Annotated in this window: 20 protein-coding genes, 1 pseudogene and 1 riboswitch; of the genes and pseudogenes, 16 read left to right on the forward strand and 5 right to left on the reverse strand. The window is 41.6% G+C overall.

Annotated features, from left to right (window positions below; all coding sequences use genetic code 11):
• Positions 1–161 precede the first annotated feature (161 nt).
• From AC3WTB_RS15115 to AC3WTB_RS15140, 6 genes are read left to right on the forward strand one after another with little or no spacing between them, the layout of a single operon-like run.
• Positions 162–890 carry a carotenoid biosynthesis protein gene (locus AC3WTB_RS15115; RefSeq protein WP_492333928.1) on the forward strand — a complete coding sequence of 243 codons (729 nt, stop codon included), beginning with the start codon at positions 162–164 and terminating at the stop codon, positions 888–890.
• Positions 859–1,605, forward strand: a complete 747-nt coding sequence (locus AC3WTB_RS15120; RefSeq protein ID WP_064497787.1) for a lysophospholipid acyltransferase family protein — start codon at positions 859–861, stop codon at positions 1,603–1,605. The genes AC3WTB_RS15115 and AC3WTB_RS15120 overlap by 32 nt, the downstream gene beginning before the upstream one ends.
• Entirely contained in the window at positions 1,590–2,717 is a 1,128-nt protein-coding gene (locus AC3WTB_RS15125) for a glycosyltransferase family 2 protein (RefSeq protein WP_492333929.1), read from the forward strand. Before AC3WTB_RS15120 ends, AC3WTB_RS15125 begins: the two co-directional genes overlap by 16 nt.
• A complete protein-coding gene (locus AC3WTB_RS15130) occupies positions 2,714–4,195 on the forward strand; it encodes a phytoene desaturase family protein (protein WP_268464448.1) in 1,482 nt (493 codons plus the stop codon). The genes AC3WTB_RS15125 and AC3WTB_RS15130 overlap by 4 nt, the downstream gene beginning before the upstream one ends.
• Positions 4,196–4,221: 26 nt before the next feature.
• Positions 4,222–5,016, forward strand: a complete 795-nt coding sequence (locus AC3WTB_RS15135; RefSeq protein WP_064497790.1) for an alpha/beta hydrolase family protein — start codon at positions 4,222–4,224, stop codon at positions 5,014–5,016.
• 39 nt (positions 5,017–5,055) lie between these two features.
• Positions 5,056–5,298, forward strand: a complete 243-nt coding sequence (locus AC3WTB_RS15140; RefSeq protein ID WP_025092385.1) for a DUF2584 domain-containing protein — start codon at positions 5,056–5,058, stop codon at positions 5,296–5,298.
• A 42-nt stretch (positions 5,299–5,340) separates the two neighbouring features.
• On the opposite strand, the gene pckA is transcribed toward AC3WTB_RS15140, so the two are convergent.
• Complete coding sequence (gene pckA, locus AC3WTB_RS15145; protein WP_039180849.1) at positions 5,341–6,927, reverse strand: phosphoenolpyruvate carboxykinase (ATP); 1,587 nt, start codon at positions 6,925–6,927, stop codon at positions 5,341–5,343.
• Between the two features lie 226 nt (positions 6,928–7,153).
• Positions 7,154–7,288, forward strand: a riboswitch (SAM riboswitch).
• Positions 7,289–7,483: 195 nt separating this feature from the next.
• Between pckA and metK the strand changes: the two genes are divergently transcribed.
• Both metK and asnB read left to right on the forward strand, forming a co-directional pair.
• Positions 7,484–8,686, forward strand: a complete 1,203-nt coding sequence (metK, locus tag AC3WTB_RS15150; RefSeq protein WP_492333930.1) for a methionine adenosyltransferase — start codon at positions 7,484–7,486, stop codon at positions 8,684–8,686.
• Positions 8,687–8,834: 148 nt separating this feature from the next.
• Entirely contained in the window at positions 8,835–10,733 is a 1,899-nt protein-coding gene (asnB, locus tag AC3WTB_RS15155) for an asparagine synthase (glutamine-hydrolyzing) (protein WP_039180844.1), read from the forward strand.
• A gap of 142 nt (positions 10,734–10,875) precedes the next feature.
• Here asnB and AC3WTB_RS15160 read toward each other — a convergent pair whose 3' ends face one another.
• The gene (locus AC3WTB_RS15160) at positions 10,876–11,391 is read right to left on the reverse strand and encodes a gamma carbonic anhydrase (RefSeq protein WP_039180843.1); all 516 of its coding nucleotides are present in this window, start codon (positions 11,389–11,391) and stop codon (positions 10,876–10,878) included.
• A 45-nt stretch (positions 11,392–11,436) separates the two neighbouring features.
• Between AC3WTB_RS15160 and AC3WTB_RS15165 the strand changes: the two genes are divergently transcribed.
• Together AC3WTB_RS15165 and AC3WTB_RS15170 are read left to right on the forward strand one after the other, a co-directional pair.
• Entirely contained in the window at positions 11,437–12,216 is a 780-nt protein-coding gene (locus AC3WTB_RS15165; protein ID WP_024424906.1) for an alpha/beta hydrolase, read from the forward strand.
• Between the two features lie 30 nt (positions 12,217–12,246).
• On the forward strand, positions 12,247–13,326 hold the full coding sequence (locus tag AC3WTB_RS15170) for a tetraprenyl-beta-curcumene synthase family protein (protein WP_039180839.1): 1,080 nt from the start codon (positions 12,247–12,249) through the stop codon (positions 13,324–13,326).
• Positions 13,327–13,444: 118 nt separating this feature from the next.
• Here AC3WTB_RS15170 and mnmM read toward each other — a convergent pair whose 3' ends face one another.
• Together mnmM and mnmL are read right to left on the reverse strand one after the other, a co-directional pair.
• On the reverse strand, positions 13,445–14,011 hold the full coding sequence (gene mnmM / locus AC3WTB_RS15175) for a tRNA 5-(aminomethyl)-2-thiouridylate-methyltransferase MnmM (protein ID WP_492333931.1): 567 nt from the start codon (positions 14,009–14,011) through the stop codon (positions 13,445–13,447).
• The gene (gene mnmL, locus AC3WTB_RS15180; RefSeq protein WP_017358356.1) at positions 14,008–14,973 is read right to left on the reverse strand and encodes a tRNA modification radical SAM protein MnmL/YtqA; all 966 of its coding nucleotides are present in this window, start codon (positions 14,971–14,973) and stop codon (positions 14,008–14,010) included. The genes mnmM and mnmL overlap by 4 nt, the downstream gene beginning before the upstream one ends.
• Before the next feature lie 152 nt (positions 14,974–15,125).
• Between mnmL and AC3WTB_RS15185 the strand changes: the two genes are divergently transcribed.
• Both AC3WTB_RS15185 and AC3WTB_RS15190 read left to right on the forward strand, forming a co-directional pair.
• Entirely contained in the window at positions 15,126–15,401 is a 276-nt protein-coding gene (locus AC3WTB_RS15185) for a YtzC family protein (protein ID WP_039180834.1), read from the forward strand.
• A 152-nt stretch (positions 15,402–15,553) separates the two neighbouring features.
• Positions 15,554–15,886, forward strand: a complete 333-nt coding sequence (locus tag AC3WTB_RS15190) for a hypothetical protein (RefSeq protein ID WP_039183270.1) — start codon at positions 15,554–15,556, stop codon at positions 15,884–15,886.
• Here AC3WTB_RS15190 and AC3WTB_RS15195 read toward each other — a convergent pair.
• Positions 15,883–16,748, reverse strand: a pseudogene (locus AC3WTB_RS15195) (IS1595 family transposase). The gene AC3WTB_RS15190 and the pseudogene AC3WTB_RS15195 sit on opposite strands and share 4 nt — an antisense overlap.
• A 193-nt stretch (positions 16,749–16,941) precedes the next feature.
• Here AC3WTB_RS15195 and AC3WTB_RS15200 point away from each other — a divergent pair.
• Genes AC3WTB_RS15200 through AC3WTB_RS15215 form a run of 4 tightly spaced genes read left to right on the forward strand, consistent with a single transcriptional unit; the run spans position 16,942 to position 19,382 of the window.
• Positions 16,942–17,121 carry a hypothetical protein gene (locus AC3WTB_RS15200; protein WP_039180825.1) on the forward strand — a complete coding sequence of 60 codons (180 nt, stop codon included), beginning with the start codon at positions 16,942–16,944 and terminating at the stop codon, positions 17,119–17,121.
• Between the two features lie 17 nt (positions 17,122–17,138).
• Positions 17,139–17,531, forward strand: a complete 393-nt coding sequence (locus tag AC3WTB_RS15205; protein WP_019743690.1) for a GntR family transcriptional regulator — start codon at positions 17,139–17,141, stop codon at positions 17,529–17,531.
• Positions 17,524–18,402, forward strand: a complete 879-nt coding sequence (locus tag AC3WTB_RS15210) for an ATP-binding cassette domain-containing protein (RefSeq protein WP_039180822.1) — start codon at positions 17,524–17,526, stop codon at positions 18,400–18,402. Before AC3WTB_RS15205 ends, AC3WTB_RS15210 begins: the two co-directional genes overlap by 8 nt.
• Entirely contained in the window at positions 18,396–19,382 is a 987-nt protein-coding gene (locus AC3WTB_RS15215) for an ABC-2 transporter permease (RefSeq protein WP_099663562.1), read from the forward strand. Before AC3WTB_RS15210 ends, AC3WTB_RS15215 begins: the two co-directional genes overlap by 7 nt.
• Positions 19,383–19,392: the final 10 nt, after the last annotated feature.

A 19,392-nucleotide genomic window follows, 5' to 3' on the forward strand; every position in this document is an offset into this window, starting at 1 on the left:
CCTTTGTTCTAGATCACTAATTAAAGTATGTCAAAAGGGATTTTTGGTGAGTGCCTAGATGAAAATAAGAAGCGCATTGTTTATTTATAGAACGTGTCTTTTTTTCTATACTAGAAGCATGAATACTTTCTTGAATTTGGAAGAAATAAAGGGGCGGTTTCGTGTATAGAGTGAGTTGGGTATTTCTTGGGTGGTATTTGATAGGGCTCATATTAATGGTCTTTTTTGAGGTGCCAGTATGGCTTCAATTTGCAAATGGCATTTTCCTTGTGCTGTATGCCTGCTGTGTGATAGAGATTGGGCGAAATATTTATGGATCATGGGGAATGGTGATCAAACGGGCAGCCATTGTCGGCGTGCTGACATTTACGGTTGAATGGATTGGGATCACAACCGGATTTCCTTTCGGAGGTTATGACTATTATCCAACGTTAGGTTTTCTAGTGGCAGGGGTACCTTTAACCATTGCTTTTGCATGGGTTGGAGTATTTTTAAACAGTCTTTTTTTATCTAGTCAGCAGTCGAAGTGGAAACGAGCGATCGAAACGGGGATATGGATTGTCTTGCTTGACCTCATATTAGACCCAGTAGCAGCTGAACGGAAATTTTGGGTGTGGTATGACGGCGGTGGTTTTTATGGTATTCCTTTTGAGAATTTTGTGAGCTGGGGTATGATTGGAGCAGGACTTTCCTTTCTCTTCCCGCTTGTTCAGATTGATCAAAAGGCTCTGAGCTGGACGAGCCGTATTTATCAGGCAATGGTGTTCTTTTTTGGTGTGCTGGCATTAAAGGGCGGGCTCGAGGTTATTTTTTATTTAGCACTGATCATTGTTATTTTGTGTGAAGGAAGGGTTCAATTTGAAAGAAAGCAACAAAAGCCGATCGTTTAGACGTATATTTTCTCTTTATCTTGAGCGGTATTTACTTCATAAACATTTCCGCTGCGTGATGATGAAAGGTGCTGTGGACCCATACGAGAAGCTGCCTGTTCTTTATCTCGCCAATCATAGCTCATGGTGGGATGGACTCATCCTCTTTCTTTTAACAGAAAAAGCGTCCGAACTCGATCACTATATGATGATGGAAGAGAAGCAGCTGAAGCAATATGCCTTTTTTCGTAAGCTAGGTGCCTTTCCGGTTCAGAAAGAGAATCTCAAAAGTGTGAAGCAAGCATTAATGACGGCTAGAGAAAACATGCAGGCTGGCGGGGCTGTATGGCTTTTTCCACAGGGGAAAATCATGCATCAGGACATGCGGCCGCTTGAATTAGAGGGCGGGGCTTCATTTTTAGTGAGACAATTTGAGCAAGTCGTGGTGAAGCCTGTGACCTTGCATTATACATTTAATCAATTTCAAAAGCCGACAGTATCTGCTTTGTTTGGTGAAGATACCTTAGTATCTGGCGGGGCACTTCGAAGAAAGGACGTGACGCATCTGCTCAGAGATCTGCTTGAAACGCAGTTAAACGCACATCAAGCACAGGTCATCGCAGATCCTGATTTTTCAAACAATCAAGAATTTAGACAGATGACAAGGACAAGTCAGTCAACAAGTGATGCGTTTGATTCCTTTAAAAAGTGGGTGAAAACATGGCGGTCTTCCTAACTGTGATCAGTGTACTCTTGCTCTGTCAGTTTATTTTCACCATATGGAATATGAGGCAGCTTCCTGTTTTAAAGCCAGCATCCTTTCCGCCGGGTGAACCGATTTCATTATCAATTCTGATTCCAGCAAGAAATGAGGAAAATCGGATCGAAGCCTGTCTTCAGTCGATCGTTGATCAACGTCTTTACCCGAAAGAGCTCATCGTCCTTGATGACCATTCGACAGATCAGACAAGAGCGATTGTGGAACGCTTTGCAGAAAGATACCCGTGGATCCGTGTCCAGTCAGGTCAACCATTAAAGCGCGGCTGGCTTGGTAAATCATATGCCTGTTCTCAGCTCGCGGAAGCTGCTGCTTCTGACTGGCTGCTATTTTTAGATGCGGATGTCCGGTTAAAAAAAGGGGCAGTTGAATCAGTGTACAAGCAGTTATGCATGCAAAAAACGGGCATGCTGTCAGGTTTTCCAGAACAGAAAACAGGTACATTTTTTGAGCATCTTGTGGTTCCTATGATGATGTTTACCATTGGCTGTCATCTGCCAGTGAAATGGGTAAGAAAATCTAAGAATCCCGCTTTTGCCGCAGCACATGGCGGTTTTATTGCCATTGAAAAGAATTGTTATCACGACATTGGTGGGCATGAAGCGATCAAGAATTCACTAGTTGATGATATGGCCTTGGCTAGACGGGTGAAGGAAAAAGGCTTTCCGTTCACACTTGCAAGCATTCATCCATTTGTGTATATGAGAATGTATGAGAGTGGACAAGAGGTTTGGGAAGGTTACCGGAAAAATTTATTCCCAGGTGTGAATCGAAGCATTGCTTTGTTAAGCAGTGTCTTTTGTTTATACACCCTCCTTTATTTGGTTCCTGTCATTTGTTTCATGATTGCATTGTTTCAGCTGGATGTTTTGAGCATATGCTTATCGATCCTTTGCTATGGGCTGGGTGTGTCGATTAAAGCGGCAATAGATACTGAAAATGGGCGGACATCTGCGATGGCTTTTTTATTGCCGGTCAGTATTTTAAGCCTGATTGCTATCGGTTTTGCTTCTATGAAAATCGGTCTGAAAAAAGAAGGGTATGAATGGAAAGGGAGAAGGTACGAATGAAAAAAGTGATCATCATCGGCGGCGGACTTGGCGGATTATCAGCCGCGATCCGTCTCCAGTCACGCGGGGTTCAGGTCACCATTTTAGAAAAAGAAGCGGCTTTAGGCGGGAAATTGCAGCGCCATCACGAGGCAGGCTACTCTTTTGATTTAGGACCGAGTACTATTACAATGAAGGCATATTTTGAAGAAGTGTTTACGGCCTGTCATAGACGGATGGAGGATTATGTGACCTTTTATCCGATTTCTCCGCTGACCAAAAATATTTTTTCAGATGGCCATACGGTCGAGTTTACGCCGAATATTGAGCAAATGGAGTCACAAATTGCTGCATTCAGTCCTGAAGATGCGAAGCAATACCGCGCATTTTTACAGGAATCAAAGACGCTTTTTCAAAAGGCAGAGGAGCAGTTTTTAAATCGTTTGTTATTGAGCTGGAAGGATAAGGCGGATTTAAAGCTGATGAAAGCACTTCTCGCTGTCAAACCGTTCACATCCGTTCAGCGCCTGCTGCGTCAATATTTCCGTCATCCCCATACATTGGCGATGTTTGGACGGTATGCCACTTATATCGGCTCTTCTCCCTACGAAGCGCCGGCTATTTTTAACATGATGGCATATTTAGAAGGGGAGAAAGGGATTTATGGAATACAAGGCGGTACGTATCGTTTAGTTGAGGCATTTGAGACACTGGCAAAAGAATTAGGCGTTCAGATTCACCTCAATGAACAAGTAAACAAGATTCATGTGAAGGGTCGGCGGATCAAAGGAGTGGAGACGGATCAGCAGATGTATGAGGCAGATCAAGTCATTGCAGGAGCAGATGCGCTGACTGTATACCGTCATCTTATAGATGAAAAAGACCGTCCTCGTTTTTTAAATCAAAAACTGGCTGGTATTGAACCGTCGTTGTCTGGCTTTGTTCTTTTATTAGGTGTACCTAAAGTCTATGAGCAGCTGGCTCATCACAATGTGTTTTTCCCTGAGGATTATGAGCAAGAATTCAAGGATATTTTTCAGAAAAAACAACTGCCTCAAGACCCGACGCTTTACATATGCTATTCGGGTCATTCAGAACCAGCTTTAAGCGGAGGACCGGAAAGAAGCAACCTGTTTGTACTGGCCAATGCACCTTATGTGACAAAAGAGCAAGATTGGGACATGCTAAAGGAGACATATCGTCAGCATGTAAAAAACAAATTAATGGACAAAGGTCTTTTTGGTTTGGATGAGCTGATCGAATATGAAGCGGTTCAAACCCCGCTCGATCTGCAGCAGAAAACGGGGGCATATCGTGGAGCCATTTATGGCATGTCTTCAAACTCGTTCAAACAGGCGTTCTTTCGCATCAATAATCAGTCAAAGGACATTGAAGGACTTTGGTTTGTTGGGGGAACAAGTCATCCAGGCGGCGGCACGCCAATGGTGACAAAATCAGGCCAGCTTGTCGCAGAAGCGATGCTGAAGCAATGGACGTAAACAGAGATGAAAAGGAGAGAAATCGAGTGATTGTGGAAAAAAGAAGGTTTCCGTCGCCCCATCCGCATATTCACTTATATACAGTGACCTATGAGGCAGATGGACTTCGGATGAAAGGGCTGCTCGCTGAGCCGGCCGGAGAAGGTCTCTACGACGGCTTTTTGTACTTACGAGGCGGCATTAAAAATGTGGGGATGGTCAGACCTGGCCGGATTGTGCAATTTGCTGCGCAGGGTTTTGTCGTCTTTGCTCCCTTTTACCGGGGAAACCAAGGAGGCGAAGGGAACGAAGATTTTGCCGGAGAAGATCGAAAAGATGCTTTTGCTGCCTTTCAGCTGTTAAAGCAGCACAAAAAAGTGAAGAAGGATCGCATTCATATCTTTGGTTTTTCGCGAGGCGGTATTATGGGCATCTGGACCGCTGTAGAAATGAAACAGGAGGCGGCTTCCTTTGTCACATGGGGAGGCGTCAGTGACATGAAACTTACTTATGAAGAGCGTGTGGATATGAGACGGATGATGAAGCGTGTGATTGGTGGTCCGCCGCATAAGGTGCCAGAGGCATATGAGAACAGAACCCCTTTAAATGATGTGGATAAAATTGAAGCACCTGTCCTGATCATCCACGGAGAAGAGGACCAAAATGTATCGATTGAGCATGCATATTTGTTAGAAGATGCACTGCGCCAGCACGGGAAGTCTGTGGAGACGTGGTATTTCCATGGATACAACCACTATTTCCCGCCGCAGCATAATCGAGAAATTGTGAGAAGGCTGACCACATGGATGCACAGCCGAAAAAGCGGAAATGTGTTAAAATAAGCAGTATAACGAAATATAGAAAGTAGGGGGATTTTCATTATGGGAATGCCTGTTGAATTTAATACAATGATTGTCACAAAGGGAAAAGAGACAAGAATTGAAGAAAATGTATTTGAACTCATGAAGGATGGATACCGCATTTATCCGTTAAATATTCCACTTGAGGTGCGCAAAACGAAAGACGGAGAAAAAACAGGGACAGCACATGTTGAAAAACTAGAGCTGACAGACAATGTCACGAAGGTGACGTACCGCCTTGTGTCATTGCATTCAACAAACTAAAAAAAGCTGAGGGATTGAATCTCCTCAGCTTTTTTCATTTGGTTATACGAGTGGTCCGCCTTTGGCTTCAATGTCACTTGCCGCGTGGCTGAATTTTTGGAAGTTCTTTTTAAATTCATTGGCAAGGAAGTGTGCTTTTTCTTGATAAGCCTTTTGGTCATCCCATGTTTTTGCAGGTTGAAGCACTTCATCTGGTACACCAGGAATATGAAGCGGGATGTGTAAGCCAAAGATGTCATCAGTGATCATTTCAGCATTATCAAGGTCACCTTCGATTGCTGCCTGAACCATTGCTCTTGTATGAGCGAGATTCATTCGTTTGCCTGTGCCATAGCCTCCGCCAGTCCAGCCTGTATTCACAAGGAATACTTTAGCACCGTGCTCATCAATCTTTTTGCCGAGCATTTCAGCATAGACGTGAGCTGGAAGCGGGAGGAATGGTGAACCGAAGCACGTAGAGAATGTCGTTTCTGGTGATGTGACACCGCGCTCAGTTCCCGCTAATTTACTTGTGTACCCACTCAAGAAATGGTACATTGCCTGTTCTTTTGTTAAACGGCTGATTGGAGGTAAGACGCCAAACGCATCAGCTGTTAAGAAAACAATGGCAGATGGATGTCCTGCGATACTTGGTTTCACGATGTTATCAATCATTTCGATTGGGTAAGCAGCGCGTGTATTTTCAGTAAAGAATGTATCATCATAATCCGCTTCACGTGTTTCTTCATCAAGCACAACGTTCTCAAGAACTGATCCGAAGCTGATCGCTTTGTAGATCTGTGGTTCTTTTTCTTCACTTAAGTTCACACATTTCGCATAGCATCCGCCCTCGATATTAAAGACCCCTGTGCCAGACCAGCCGTGTTCATCGTCTCCGATCAGCTTGCGGCTTGCGCTTGCAGAAAGCGTCGTTTTCCCAGTACCTGAAAGTCCAAAGAATAAGGCTACATCGCCTTCTTGACCTACGTTTGCTGAGCAGTGCATAGATAAAATATCTTGCTCAGGAAGCAGGTAGTTCATCACAGAGAAAATGGACTTTTTCATTTCTCCTGCATATTCTGTTCCACCGATAAGAATCGTGCGTTTTTCAAAAGAAACGATGATAAACGTTTCAGAGTTTGTGCCATCTGTTGCAGGATCCGCTTTGAAGTGCGGTGCAGATAAGATGGTGAAAGGTTTTTCGTTTGAAGAAGGTGTTGACCCGTCAGGTCTGATAAATAGCTGCTTGGCAAAAAGATTGTGCCATGCGAATTCGTTTACAACTGTAATCGGCATACGATATCTTTCATCAGCGCCTGCAAACCCTTCAAAGACGAATAGTTCATCACGTTCTTTTAAGTATGACACAACCTTTGTATATAAACGGTCAAATGCTTCTTTGGAGATCGGCTGGTTGACTTGACCCCAATCGATTTTATGCTCAGAGCTTTCTTCTTTGACGATAAATTTATCTTTAGGCGAACGTCCTGTGTAGGCTCCAGTTGTCGCGCGGACAGCTCCTGTTGATGTTAAAACGCCTTCATTACGTGCCAAAATCTTTTCAACAAGTTTCGGAACAGATAAATTTTGGTGCGTATTTTCTAATGAGAGCAATGACTGCAAATCTTCTTTTAAATCCACTGAGTTCATAAAAAAACCCTTCCTTTACCGTTGAATTTGTTTGTTTCGATTAGTATAACACATTAATAATAATAGTCTATACTATTTAAAAATTTTTGTGTGTGTTTTTTCATTTCTGCTATGAAAATATGCTTTTTGGTGATGCTAATGATGAGGAGAAAAAAGAGGGAGATAATTCTTATGAAGCATTGACATGACGCAAGGGTTTAAGATAAGATATCTTATTGAACGGATACTCTTATCCCGAGTTGGTGGAGGGACAGGCCCGATGAAGCCCAGCAACCGGTTTCTTATGAAAAAGGCATGAACATGCTGAGAAACCAAGGTGCTAACCTGATGCAAGGTACAAGAACACCTTGAGCGATAAGAGTGAAAGGCATGCGATCTCAGACCCTTTCCTCGCAATGAAGGAAATGGTTTTTTTATTTTTGGGATATCATATGAACAAATTGCCAATAACATCTCTAATATAAACGTTATTAAATATAAGAGGGAACGAGTTCCGTATCATATTGGAGGCCTCATCTTGGGATGATGTGGTCTTGTACAGGAGGAAATAGCCATTATGAGTCAAAATCGTCGTTTATTTACTTCAGAATCAGTGACAGAAGGACATCCGGATAAAATCTGTGATCAAATTTCAGACAGCATTTTGGATGAAATTTTAAAGAAAGATCCAAATGCACGTGTTGCCTGTGAAACTTCTGTTACAACCGGTCTCGTATTAGTAAGCGGTGAAATTACAACGTCTACTTATGTCGATATTCCAAAGACGGTGCGTGACACAATTAAGGAAATTGGCTACACACGTGCGAAATATGGTTTTGATGCGGAAACATGTGCGGTCCTTACATCAATTGATGAACAGTCTGCTGATATTGCGCAAGGTGTAGACAAAGCGCTTGAAGCACGTGAAGGAACAATGACTGAAGAAGAAATTGATGCGATTGGTGCAGGTGACCAAGGATTGATGTTTGGTTTTGCCAACAACGAAACCGAAGAGCTCATGCCGCTGCCGATTTCCCTAGCGCATAAATTATCTCGCCGTTTAACAGAAATACGCAAGAATGAAACACTTGCATACCTTCGTCCAGACGGAAAAACACAAGTGACAGTTGAATATGATGAGCAAAACAAACCAGTTCGTATTGATACAGTGGTTATTTCTACGCAGCATGCACCAGAAGTGACGCTTGAACAAATTCAAAGTGACTTAAAAGAGCATGTCATCAGCCCTGTCGTTCCAAGTGAACTGATTGATGAACAGACAAAATACTTTATTAACCCAACTGGCCGTTTCGTGATTGGTGGACCTCAAGGGGATGCTGGTTTAACTGGACGTAAAATCATCGTTGATACGTATGGCGGATATGCTCGTCATGGCGGCGGTGCTTTCTCAGGTAAGGATGCAACGAAGGTTGACCGTTCTGCGGCATATGCTGCTCGTTACGTAGCGAAAAACATCGTAGCTGCCGGCCTTGCAGATTCTTGTGAAGTACAGCTTGCTTATGCAATTGGTGTTGCACAGCCTGTATCGATTTCAATTGATACATTCGGAACAGGAAAAGCTTCTGAAGAAAAATTAATTGAAGTGGTTCGTGCAAACTTTGATCTTCGTCCAGCGGGCATTATTAAAATGCTTGACCTGCGCCGTCCGATCTACAAACAAACAGCTGCATACGGACATTTCGGCCGTCACGACTTAGATCTTCCGTGGGAAAAAACGGATAAAGCCGAAACACTTCGTAAAGAAGCATTGGGACAATAACAACATAGAAAACCGCTTATTTTAAGCGGTTTTCCTTTTGATTAAAAAAAAATCTGTAAAAAGCGAAAAAATGTGAAACAAAATCGGACAAAATACTGTCTAATTATAGGTCTACTTTTAAGAAATAACATAACGTGGAGGCAATAATATGTGTGGGTTTGTTGGTGTATTTAATCACCGTCCATTGTCCGAAACTACTGAACAGGAAGAGCTAATTAAACAAATGAATCGTCTCATCGTTCATCGCGGTCCGGATGATGAGGGTTACTTTCATGATGAGCATGTAGGATTTGGATTTAGACGTTTAAGTATTATAGATGTTGAGCACGGAAAGCAGCCGCTTTCTTATGAAGATGAAAAGTACTGGATTATTTTCAACGGAGAAATTTATAACTATGTGGAGCTGAAGGAAGAGCTTGTGAAAAAAGGCTATTCATTCAGCACAGATTCAGATACGGAAGTACTTCTTGCCACATACCGTCATTATAAAGAAGAAGCGGCTTCAAAGCTTCGCGGCATGTTTGCATTTTTAATTTGGGATAAAGAAGCGCAATTATTATATGGCGCAAGAGATCCTTTTGGCATCAAACCGCTTTATTTTACACAAATGGATGAGCAAGTGTACTTTGCGTCTGAACGCAAAAGCTTGATGGCAGTGAACGAGAACATTTTGTTTGATGAGACATCCTTACAGCAATACATGTCATTTCAGTTCGTACCTGAGCCAAATACACTTGATCAAAAGGTGCACAAAGTTGAGCCTGGTCATCAGTTTACTTTACGCCCAGGACAGGAGATTGAATTTAAGACTTACTGGAAAGTTCAATTCAAGCCTGAACAAACACAAGAACAAAAGCTGATTGAAGAAGTCCGCGATGCAATCTATGATTCTGTGAAAATTCACATGAGAAGTGATGTTCCTGTTGGTTCATTCCTATCAGGTGGTATCGATTCTTCTTTCATCGTATCTGTCGCAAAGGAATTTCATCCTGAGCTGAAGACGTTTTCTGTTGGTTTCCAGCAGGATGGCTTTAGTGAAGTTGATGTGGCGAAGGAAACGGCTGATAAGCTGGGCTTACAAAACTTCAGCGCTGTGATTTCTCCTGAGGAATATATGAATGAGCTTCCGAAAATTGTTTGGCATTTAGATGATCCTTTAGCTGATCCGGCGGCGATTCCATTGTACTTCGTGGCAAAGGAAGCGAAGAAACAAGTGACGGTTGTTCTTTCTGGTGAGGGAGCAGACGAGCTGTTTGGTGGATATAATATTTACCGTGAGCCGCTTTCTCTTAAACCATTTGAATCTGTTCCATCTATGCTGAAAAAGCTTCTTCTTCGTCTGGCGCGCTTAATGCCAGAAGGAATGAAAGGAAAAAGCTTTATCGTCCGCGGCTGTACACCATTAGAGGAGCGTTATATCGGTAATGCGAAAATCTTTGAAGAGCCAGTAAAGAAAAATCTCTTAAAGCAGTATGATCCGAACATTACATATCGTGATGTGACGAAGACATACTTCGAGGAAAGTGCAGGCTACAGTGATATTAACAAAATGCAATATGTTGATATTCATACGTGGATGCGCGGTGACATCTTACTGAAAGCAGATAAGATGACAATGGCGAATTCCCTTGAGCTTCGTGTTCCATTCCTTGATAAGGTCGTATTTGAAGCGGCTTCTAAAATTCCAGAAGAGCTGAAAACAAAAGATGGCACAACGAAATATTTATTGCGTAAAGCAGCAGAAGGCATTGTGCCTGATCACGTGTTAAACCGCAAGAAGCTGGGCTTCCCTGTTCCAATTCGTCATTGGCTGAAAAATGAGATGAACGCTTGGGCGAAAGACATCATTAAAAACAGTCAAACGGACGAATATATTAACAAAGCGTATGTGCTTGATTTATTAAATGAACATTGTGCTGGTAAGGCAGATCATAGCCGTAAGATTTGGACCGTTCTGATCTTTATGATTTGGCACAGCATTTATGTGGAGCGCAGTATTGATCCAGAGCAATTGAATCATCAACCAAAAGAAGTCATCTTCAGTTAATGAAAAAAGGTTTTCAGCTTTGTGCTGAAAACCTTTTTTGTCATGATAGAAAGCGGTGGAAAAGGGTAAAATAACAAGCGGTTCATAGTTATTGCTTAATATCCTGAAAAAAACATGATAAAGTGAAGATACACGTATGATGTTAACGAGATAAAAGGGAACGATAGTATTGTCCTTTTTCTACATATTCTCTGCGGATTCGGTCCATGTCTTGAATATCTTCATCTGTTAAGAGCCGAACGACTTTGGCTGGACGGCCAAAAGCGAGTGATCCTTTTGGGATGACCTTTCCTTGAGGGACAAGACTTCCTGCACCGATAAAGGCGCCTTCGCCGATCTCCGCACCATCGAGAATGATGGACCCCATGCCAATGAGGGCATTTTTTCGAATGATTGAGCTATGTAATGTGACTTGGTGTCCAATGGTAGCACCATCTTCAATAAGAAGTGTTTTTCCAGGACTTTGATGCAGGCACGATAAATCTTGAATGTTGACGTTCTTTCCAATTCTCACAGGTGCGACATCGCCTCTGATGACAGTTTGGAACCACACGCTCGAATATTCTCCAATTGAGACATCACCGGTAATGGTGGCGTTATCTGCGACAAAGACCGATTCATGAATCTCAGGTGTAAACTGATGATATGGATAAATCACTTTTTCGACTTCCTTTCTTAATACAACATTTGTGAGGTGTTTACTTTGTGGACTTGGCATGCTGAAAGACCAGTTGGTACAATTGTGATAGTACATGGTGCGAGTGAATATCACGGCCGATATAAATGGTTAATTGAAATGTGGCGGAATGCAGGATATCACGTCGTCATGGGTGACTTGCCTGGGCAAGGCACATCGACACGTGCGCGAGGCCACATTCGTTCGTTTCAAGAATACATTGATACAGTCGATGAATGGATCGAACATGCGAAATCATTCAGGCTTCCTACATTTTTACTTGGACACAGTATGGGTGGACTCATTTCAATTGAGTGGATGAAGCAGTATACCCATACGAAGTTGAATGGCCTTATTTTATCATCACCTTGTTTAGGTCTGCAATTTAAACCGAAGAAGCTGATGGATTTTGCGTCAAAAGGTCTAAATGTGCTGGCACCGTCTTTTAAAGTGGAGTCAGGGCTGTCGATTGAACTAGCGACACGAAATCAAGCGGTCATTGAGGCAGACTCAAATGATTCTCTTTACGTGACAAAGGTGTCGGTTCGCTGGTATCGAGAGCTGATCAAAAATATCGATGCGGCGATGCAGCCGACGAATGTCTTTAAATCGATCCCGCTCCTTTTAATGCAGGCGGGTGATGATAAGATCGTCGATAAAACGAGGGTAATCAAATGGTTCAATGGCATAGAATCAACCAATAAATCATACCGTGAATGGGAAGAGCTGTACCACGAAATTTTTAATGAACCGGAAAGAGAAGATGTGTTTAAGGCGGCAAGAGCCTTTACAGATCAATATATTTGATTGCGAGCTTTAAGTTGGGGGTGGAGTGATTTGTCAGTACCAGAGCGTCCTTTTGCACTGATGACAAAGGTGTATAAAGATATTTTTCCGCTTGTTCATCAGGAGCTGAAAAAGTGGCGGGCTCATGCAGAAATGATTGAAAATGAAGAACTGAGAACGCAGGCACTAGCGAGCATATCTAGTAAAACGTTTCACTGTGAAGGCGGAGGTATTTTATCTCTTCTAGCAGGTGAAGAGAAAGAAACGTGTATTGAATTCATCGTGGCATATCAAACCATCAGTGATTACTTAGATAACCTATGTGACCGCAGCACGTCGCTTGATCCAAAGGATTTTCATATGCTACATCAAGCGATGAGAGATGCGCTTGATATTCATGCTGAGCTCAAGCCATACTATCAATTCCGTGAGGATCAAGAGGATCATGGATACTTACATGCGCTTGTCCGCACATGTCAAGACGTGCTTACGCGCGTTGAGCATTATCCAATCATTCAGCCATATTTACACACGCTGTGTGATTACTATAGTGATCTGCAAGTACATAAGCACGTTGTTCCTCATGAGCGTGTGCCAAGGCTAGAGTCGTGGTTCCGCCAATATGAAAAAGATTTGCCGAAGATGGAATGGTATGAGTTTTCAGCTTGTGCGGGATCGACGTTAGGGATATTCTGTCTTGTGGCGTATGCGCTGCAGCCTGATTTTACAGAAAAACAGGCGAAGCAAATTTACGAAAGCTATTTCCCTTATATTCAAGGTCTGCACATTTTACTCGATTATTTAATTGATCAAGAAGAGGACCGGCTTGGGGGAGATCTGAACTTTTGCTCATACTATGACTCTCATCATGAGATGATGGATAGACTACAGCATTTTATCGAAAAAGCCGATGAGCAGCTGAAAGGCATTCCGCATGAGAACTTTCACAAATTGATTAACAGAGGATTACTGGCGGTCTATTTGTCCGATGAAAAAGTGACAGCCCAAAAAGAGATGAACAAGCTGGCAAAAAGGCTCATCAAATCAAGCGGGAAAACATCGTTCTTTTTCTATATTAACGGAAGAGCCTATCGGACCTATCAGAAAATGCCTTGGATGAAATCATCATAAAAAAGCTCAAATCCATTAGATTTGAGCTTCAGCGTGTAGACAAACCATCGCGTTCGGTGTCAGGTCTGCAAAGGTTTTCTATCATGTTGAAAAGAAAAAAGCTAAAATGCACATCATTTTAGCTTTTTTCAATGGCGACCACAAAAGGCGGGTCGTTTTGAATATTCATGTATTGATATGATAAAACTTGTACTTCTTCATGAGACAGTGATCTGCAATAGTCGAGAAGCACTTCTTTTTCTCTTTTACCTTCGGGATGTCCATGGTAGATCACAAGGACGATCAGTCCTCCGGGTTTGAGCCATTCGAGGAGTTGTTTAATCGCTTCAATGGTTGTATGCGCCTGAGTGGTAACGGCTTTATCGCCTCCAGGCAGATACCCAAGGTTAAACACTGCACCAGATATATGTCCATAAACATCCTTCGGTAGATGATCCGCCATTTTTTCATGTCCATCATGGATCAGGTGAACGTAAGGATATTGATCGCCAAGCCTTTTGCTTGTCTGCTGCAAGGCTTCCTCTTGCACGTCGAATGCAAACACTTGACCATCAGTTCCTACAAGGTCAGCTAAATAGAGTGTATCGTGGCCGTTTCCCATTGTTGCATCTATGACGATGTCGCCTTTTTGACACGCGCGTTCTAACAGCTCTTTACTAAAAGGAAGCATGCGTTTCAAAATCATTTTGCTGCTTCTTCCAATCTGACGAAACGTTTCCCTTGGTAGCTGTTACGTCTTTCAAGCTCAGCATTAATGGCATTTAGTACTTCCCACTTATTTACACTCCACATTGGACCAACCATTAATTCAATTGGGCCGTCTCCTGTAATACGATGAATAATCATTTCTGGCGGAAGAATCTCCAGCTGATCACAAACAAGCTGAACATATTCCTCCTGGCTTAAAAACTCAAGCTTTCCTTTTTCATATTGCTTGACCATTGGGGTCCCTTTTAAAAGGTGAAGCAAATGAATTTTAATTCCTTGCACATCTAAATCCGCAACAGCTTTTGCTGTTTCCATCATCATGTCCCGGTTTTCAAGAGGCAATCCGTTGATAATATGCGAGCAGACACGAATTCCGTGTTTTCTCAGCTTTTCTACACCTTCAACGTAGCATTCATAATCATGAGCACGGTTAATGAGCATCGCTGTCCGTTCGTGTACCGTTTGAAGACCGAGCTCTACCCATAGGTAAGTGCGTTCGTTTAATTCGGCTAAATACTCCACTACGTCATCCGGCAGACAGTCAGGTCTTGTTGCAATGGATAGACCTACGACACCATCCAGGTTCATGACGGTTTCATATTTTTCTTTTAGGACAGGAAGCGGCGCGTGTGTGTTTGTATACGCCTGAAAATACGCCATGTATTTTCCGTCTTTCCATTTTGTATGCATCCGGTCTTTGATCTCATTAAATTGAGTGATGAGATCATCAGCCCGGTTTCCTGCAAAATCACCAGAACCAGCGGCACTGCAAAATGTACAGCCGCCGTGGGCTACGGTACCATCACGGTTTGGGCAGTCAAAGCCGCCGTCTAAGGCTACTTTAAATACTTTATGACCAAAGTGTTCACGCAAATGGTAGTTCCATGTGTGATAACGTTTTTCGCTGTTTGAATATAAAAAAGGGTTATGCTGATCCAAGTCAGTAACCTCCTTGCGTAATAATAGGCATCCTTAAAGTTTAACAAAAATCACGAAGGAGGACAATTGAATCTGTCCAACATTTTCTTTAGTGAAAAAGCTTTATATGGGCAAAATAGGCGGGAGCGATGATGAAATGGAGGGAATGTAAGATGGCAACAAGGCAGTCAATCGATGAATTTATCCAAAAAAGTACGGAAACTCTTGAGTTTGCAAGTGAGCAATTTGATTTGAGCTCACGACAGGAACATTATAATGAGGAAGAGTTTTCTAAAGCACAGCTCATGCTTGAGAATACGGTCAATGAATTAGAAAAATTAAAAGATGTCGCCAATGACCAGCAAAGAGAACGGTTAGACAGGGCGCGTGTTCAAATTCAGAGCTTGCAAAACCAAATGATATTAGGAATTTCTTACGATAATGTTTGATGAGCAGATCCTTTTTTAAGGGTCTGTTTTATTTTTTGGATGTTTTCGCAAAGATTGTTGTTTTTGGATATATATTTGTAATTGGTTTTTATTCTGTTAAAATATGTTATATAAAGAAATTGCAAATATCTTTAATCAAGGGGGTAGAAAAAATGTTGGAGACCCTTCCTAATTGGTTTTGGGCATTATATTACTTGTTTTTCTTAGCAACATTTGGAACTGCAATATTCAGTGTTGTGAAAAATAAACATAGGGGATTGTCCATTCTAACCATTGTATTTACTGTTACAATTCCGATTATTAGCCTGATAAATAGCATTGGTAGAGTAGAAGGAATGAATGAATTTGAACACTTATTTAGTCAATTGCAACAGGGGGCAGTTTGGTCTATCTATACAGTTATAGGCTATATATTTTTATTAGTATGGTGGGTGCTAATCCTGTTCAAAAGCAAGTCCAAAAACCAAGTAATAGTATCTAATTAAAACCTTGTAGAGACCTTAATATTGGGGTCTTTTATTATTGCACTTCTCAACATCTCAACTGTACTATAATTAGATTTTTGACACGCTAAAACAAGCCTTTGCTCTACTCGTTTTTCAAATGCTAAATTCTTTTCCTTATCAAGCCATCGGAACCAGTAGAGGTAGTTGTCCAATATTTTTTTGCAACTCCTTGAAAACGCTCCATCCACTTTTACAGGCGATTATGAAAAATTATTAACGTGTTAAATGTGGTAAAGCCCCTTCTTTACACGCTGTTTTTGACGCTCATTGACTGTTCATGTTGTAATCCTGTTATCTTGGCGAACTTTTTATAATTTGTTGCTGTATCAGTGCATAGCAAATCAGAAGGGTGAATATACTCACCCTTCTGATTTAACACGACCTGTTCCTGCCTTACGAGCAATTACACTTCCATTACGGTCTTGTGCTACGACAACAGCAATTTTAAGGTTAGAATTACCTCTCTTTTCGTCATTTTCTCCACGCTTTTTGGCTTTTCTATGGGTGATTTCTCGCCCCTTCATAGACTCACGAAAGAAAGTTTCATCACTTTCAACGATACCTTATAGTTGATTAAATCCGAAACTGCCTGATGCGTTCAAGATTTTATGTCTCCAATAAAATGCGGCGGAAATGTGTATTTTAAGGCGTTCAGCAATTTTGGGTAGAGTATAACCCTCAACCATAAACCAGAAGCAAATCTGGCTTCACGAATGCTTTTAAGTAGTTTTGTCATTTTATCTGGTTCGTCTGGAAACAAGTCTTGTTTCATTACGTTAAACAAGGCTAATTGCTCTGATTTGGTTAAATTGCTGAACTCTTCATAAACATTTTCCCACATACTTAAACGCCTCCCGAATGCCCACTGTAACAACCTTTTAACAGTATAATCAAGAGAGCAACAATCTTTACGAAAACAGCCTATTTTTTTCTAGAGTCTCTTGACTTTTCAATTAAGTGTCTATATTGTATTAAGTGTACTACATCAACTAATACACTACAGACACTTAAAAAGTGAAGAAAGGTGTTCAACCATGAAAAAAGAAAAAAAGCCAATCAATTTGAAGTGGATGGTGCTGGCTGTTGCGTTAGCATGTACATTTTTTTTCGTTCTCGTTTTCATTGGTTTTGAAGTTCAAAAAGATTTGATACCCAATTCGGTCCCTTTAATGCAAGGACATGAACAAGCGATAGGACTGCAAAAGCATGAATGAGGAAAGAGGGAGCCATCATGATCCAAATAGATCCAAGAAGCGCTGCGCCAATATATGAACAAATCATTGAGCAGCTCAAAATTTTATGTTTAAAAGGCGTGATGAAGCCAGGTGACAAACTGCCCTCTGTCAGAGAGCTCGCCACCATTATTATTGCCAACCCAAACACCGTCAGCAAAGCGTATAAAGAACTTGAACGGGAAGGGATTATTGAAACGCTAAGAGGCCGTGGTACGTATGTAACAGAAGGTGCTCAGTTAAAGCTGAATGAAGGGAAGGTGCTCGAGATGAAAGAACAGTTAAGACAACTCATCATAGAAGCTCATTATGCCGGTATTGATATTCATCAACTGAAGGAATGGCTAGAAGAGATCGGCTCAAGTCTTAAAGGAGGAAAACAAGTTGATTGAGGTCAGAAATGTATCAAAAACTTTAAATGGACGCCAAGTCCTCAGTGACGTTTCCTTCAAAATAGGAAAAGGTGAGATCTTCGGTCTGTTAGGGCGGAATGGCTCTGGAAAAACAACGCTTCTCCGATTGATACAGCAAATTCTTCTTCCGGATGAAGGAGAGATTTATTTCAAAGACGTGCTGGTGAAAGACCACCCGCTAGTCAAGCAAAATATTGTATATATGCCGGTCGTAAATCCTTACTTTGACAGGTACAATTATGGACAGCTTGTAAAGCTTTTAAAACAACTGTATCCAAAGTTTGACGTGACATATGCCAATGAGCTTGTGAACCGGTATGAGATCCCGGAAAAAGTGAAATATCGTGAATTGTCGACAGGATTAAAGAAACAGCTGTCGCTCATTTTAAGCTTTGCGATCAAACCAGCGGTCATTTTATTGGATGAGCCGACTGATGGAATCGACGCTGTGACAAGAAATGATGTGCTTCAGCTCATGATCGACGAAGTGGCAGAACGTGAAACATCGATTCTCATTACATCTCACCGTTTAGAAGACATTGAGCGTATGTGTAATCGAATCGGATTTTTAGAAGGAAATGAACTCACAAGTGTCATGGATTTAGATGAATTAAAGGATGACTATGTCAAAATCCAAATGGCCTTTGAAGAAGATATGAACTTAAGTATTCGTAAAAATGGCGTTGCGATTTTGGATCAAGCGGGCGTTTTCTATACAGCGCTTGTTCTTAAAACCGACGTGGAGGCTAAAGAGTACTTGAAGTCACTAAAGCCAAAAGTATGGCATGAACTGCCTGTGAATTTAGAAGAAGTATTCATTGCAAAGTTTGGAGGGAAACGCAGATGGTAAAGCGGCAATTATTATATAAGGAGTGGAAGCAGTCTGAGCTGACATTCATTTTAGTGATGCTCGTTGCTACGCTTGCGACACCCTTCGCATTCTTAATGGAATATTCTTCTTTTCAAACGTGTCTAAACGATACAGAGTGTATTGTCGATTCACCGCGTTTTTCATATTTCTTTAATACAGATGCTTTCCTCTCCCTTTCTTGGTTAATGGGGCTCTTCTTTGCTGTCATTCAGCTGGGATTTGAGAGAAATAAAGGGCATATGGACTTTACCTTATCTTTACCGTTTAGCAGAAGTGCAATTTATCACACAAAGTTTTTCTTAGGTGCTGGAATCATTGCAGTCGTTCATGCCGTTTCTTATGTTCTTACTTATTTACTTATTTTAGGACTTAACCCACTAGAGACACCTGGCTTTCATAGCGGTTATGTCATTTCGCTTGTGTCCTCCTTGATGTTTTATAGTTTATTTTTTGCAGCGGGTACTTTAACCGGAAGTTCCATTGCGCAAGCAATCGTTGGGTTCAGCACAGCTATTTTACCCTTTTTAGTGATCGGATTACCGCTTGTTCATTTAGATTTTATTATAAAGACAAGTGGAAGTTGGTTAGATAAGAGCTTCGCTTATTTGATATCGCCTATGTCTCCAATCAACTATATTATAGATGAACCTTTCCGATCTGATTATCCTCTTTGGTTCTCAGGCGAAAAAATCATTATACCTATTGTCATGATGGTTCTGTTCTATCTAATTGGCTTAATTAGCTTTATAAAACATCCAATTGAACGAAATGGCCGCTTCTTTCTTTATCAAAAGATCGATCGACCAATTCAAATTATGGTCATTGTCTTCGGAGTTCTAGGATTTGGCTGGGTTGGATTTTCTTCAGACAATTCCATATTTGGTTATATTGCTGGCATGCTCATCGGTGGAGCTGTGGGCGCACTAACGAGTTATTTCTTAATCTATCGAAAAAGATAAACAGAGAGCA

This window comes from Bacillus sp. EB106-04-04-XG123, from assembly GCF_058791855.1.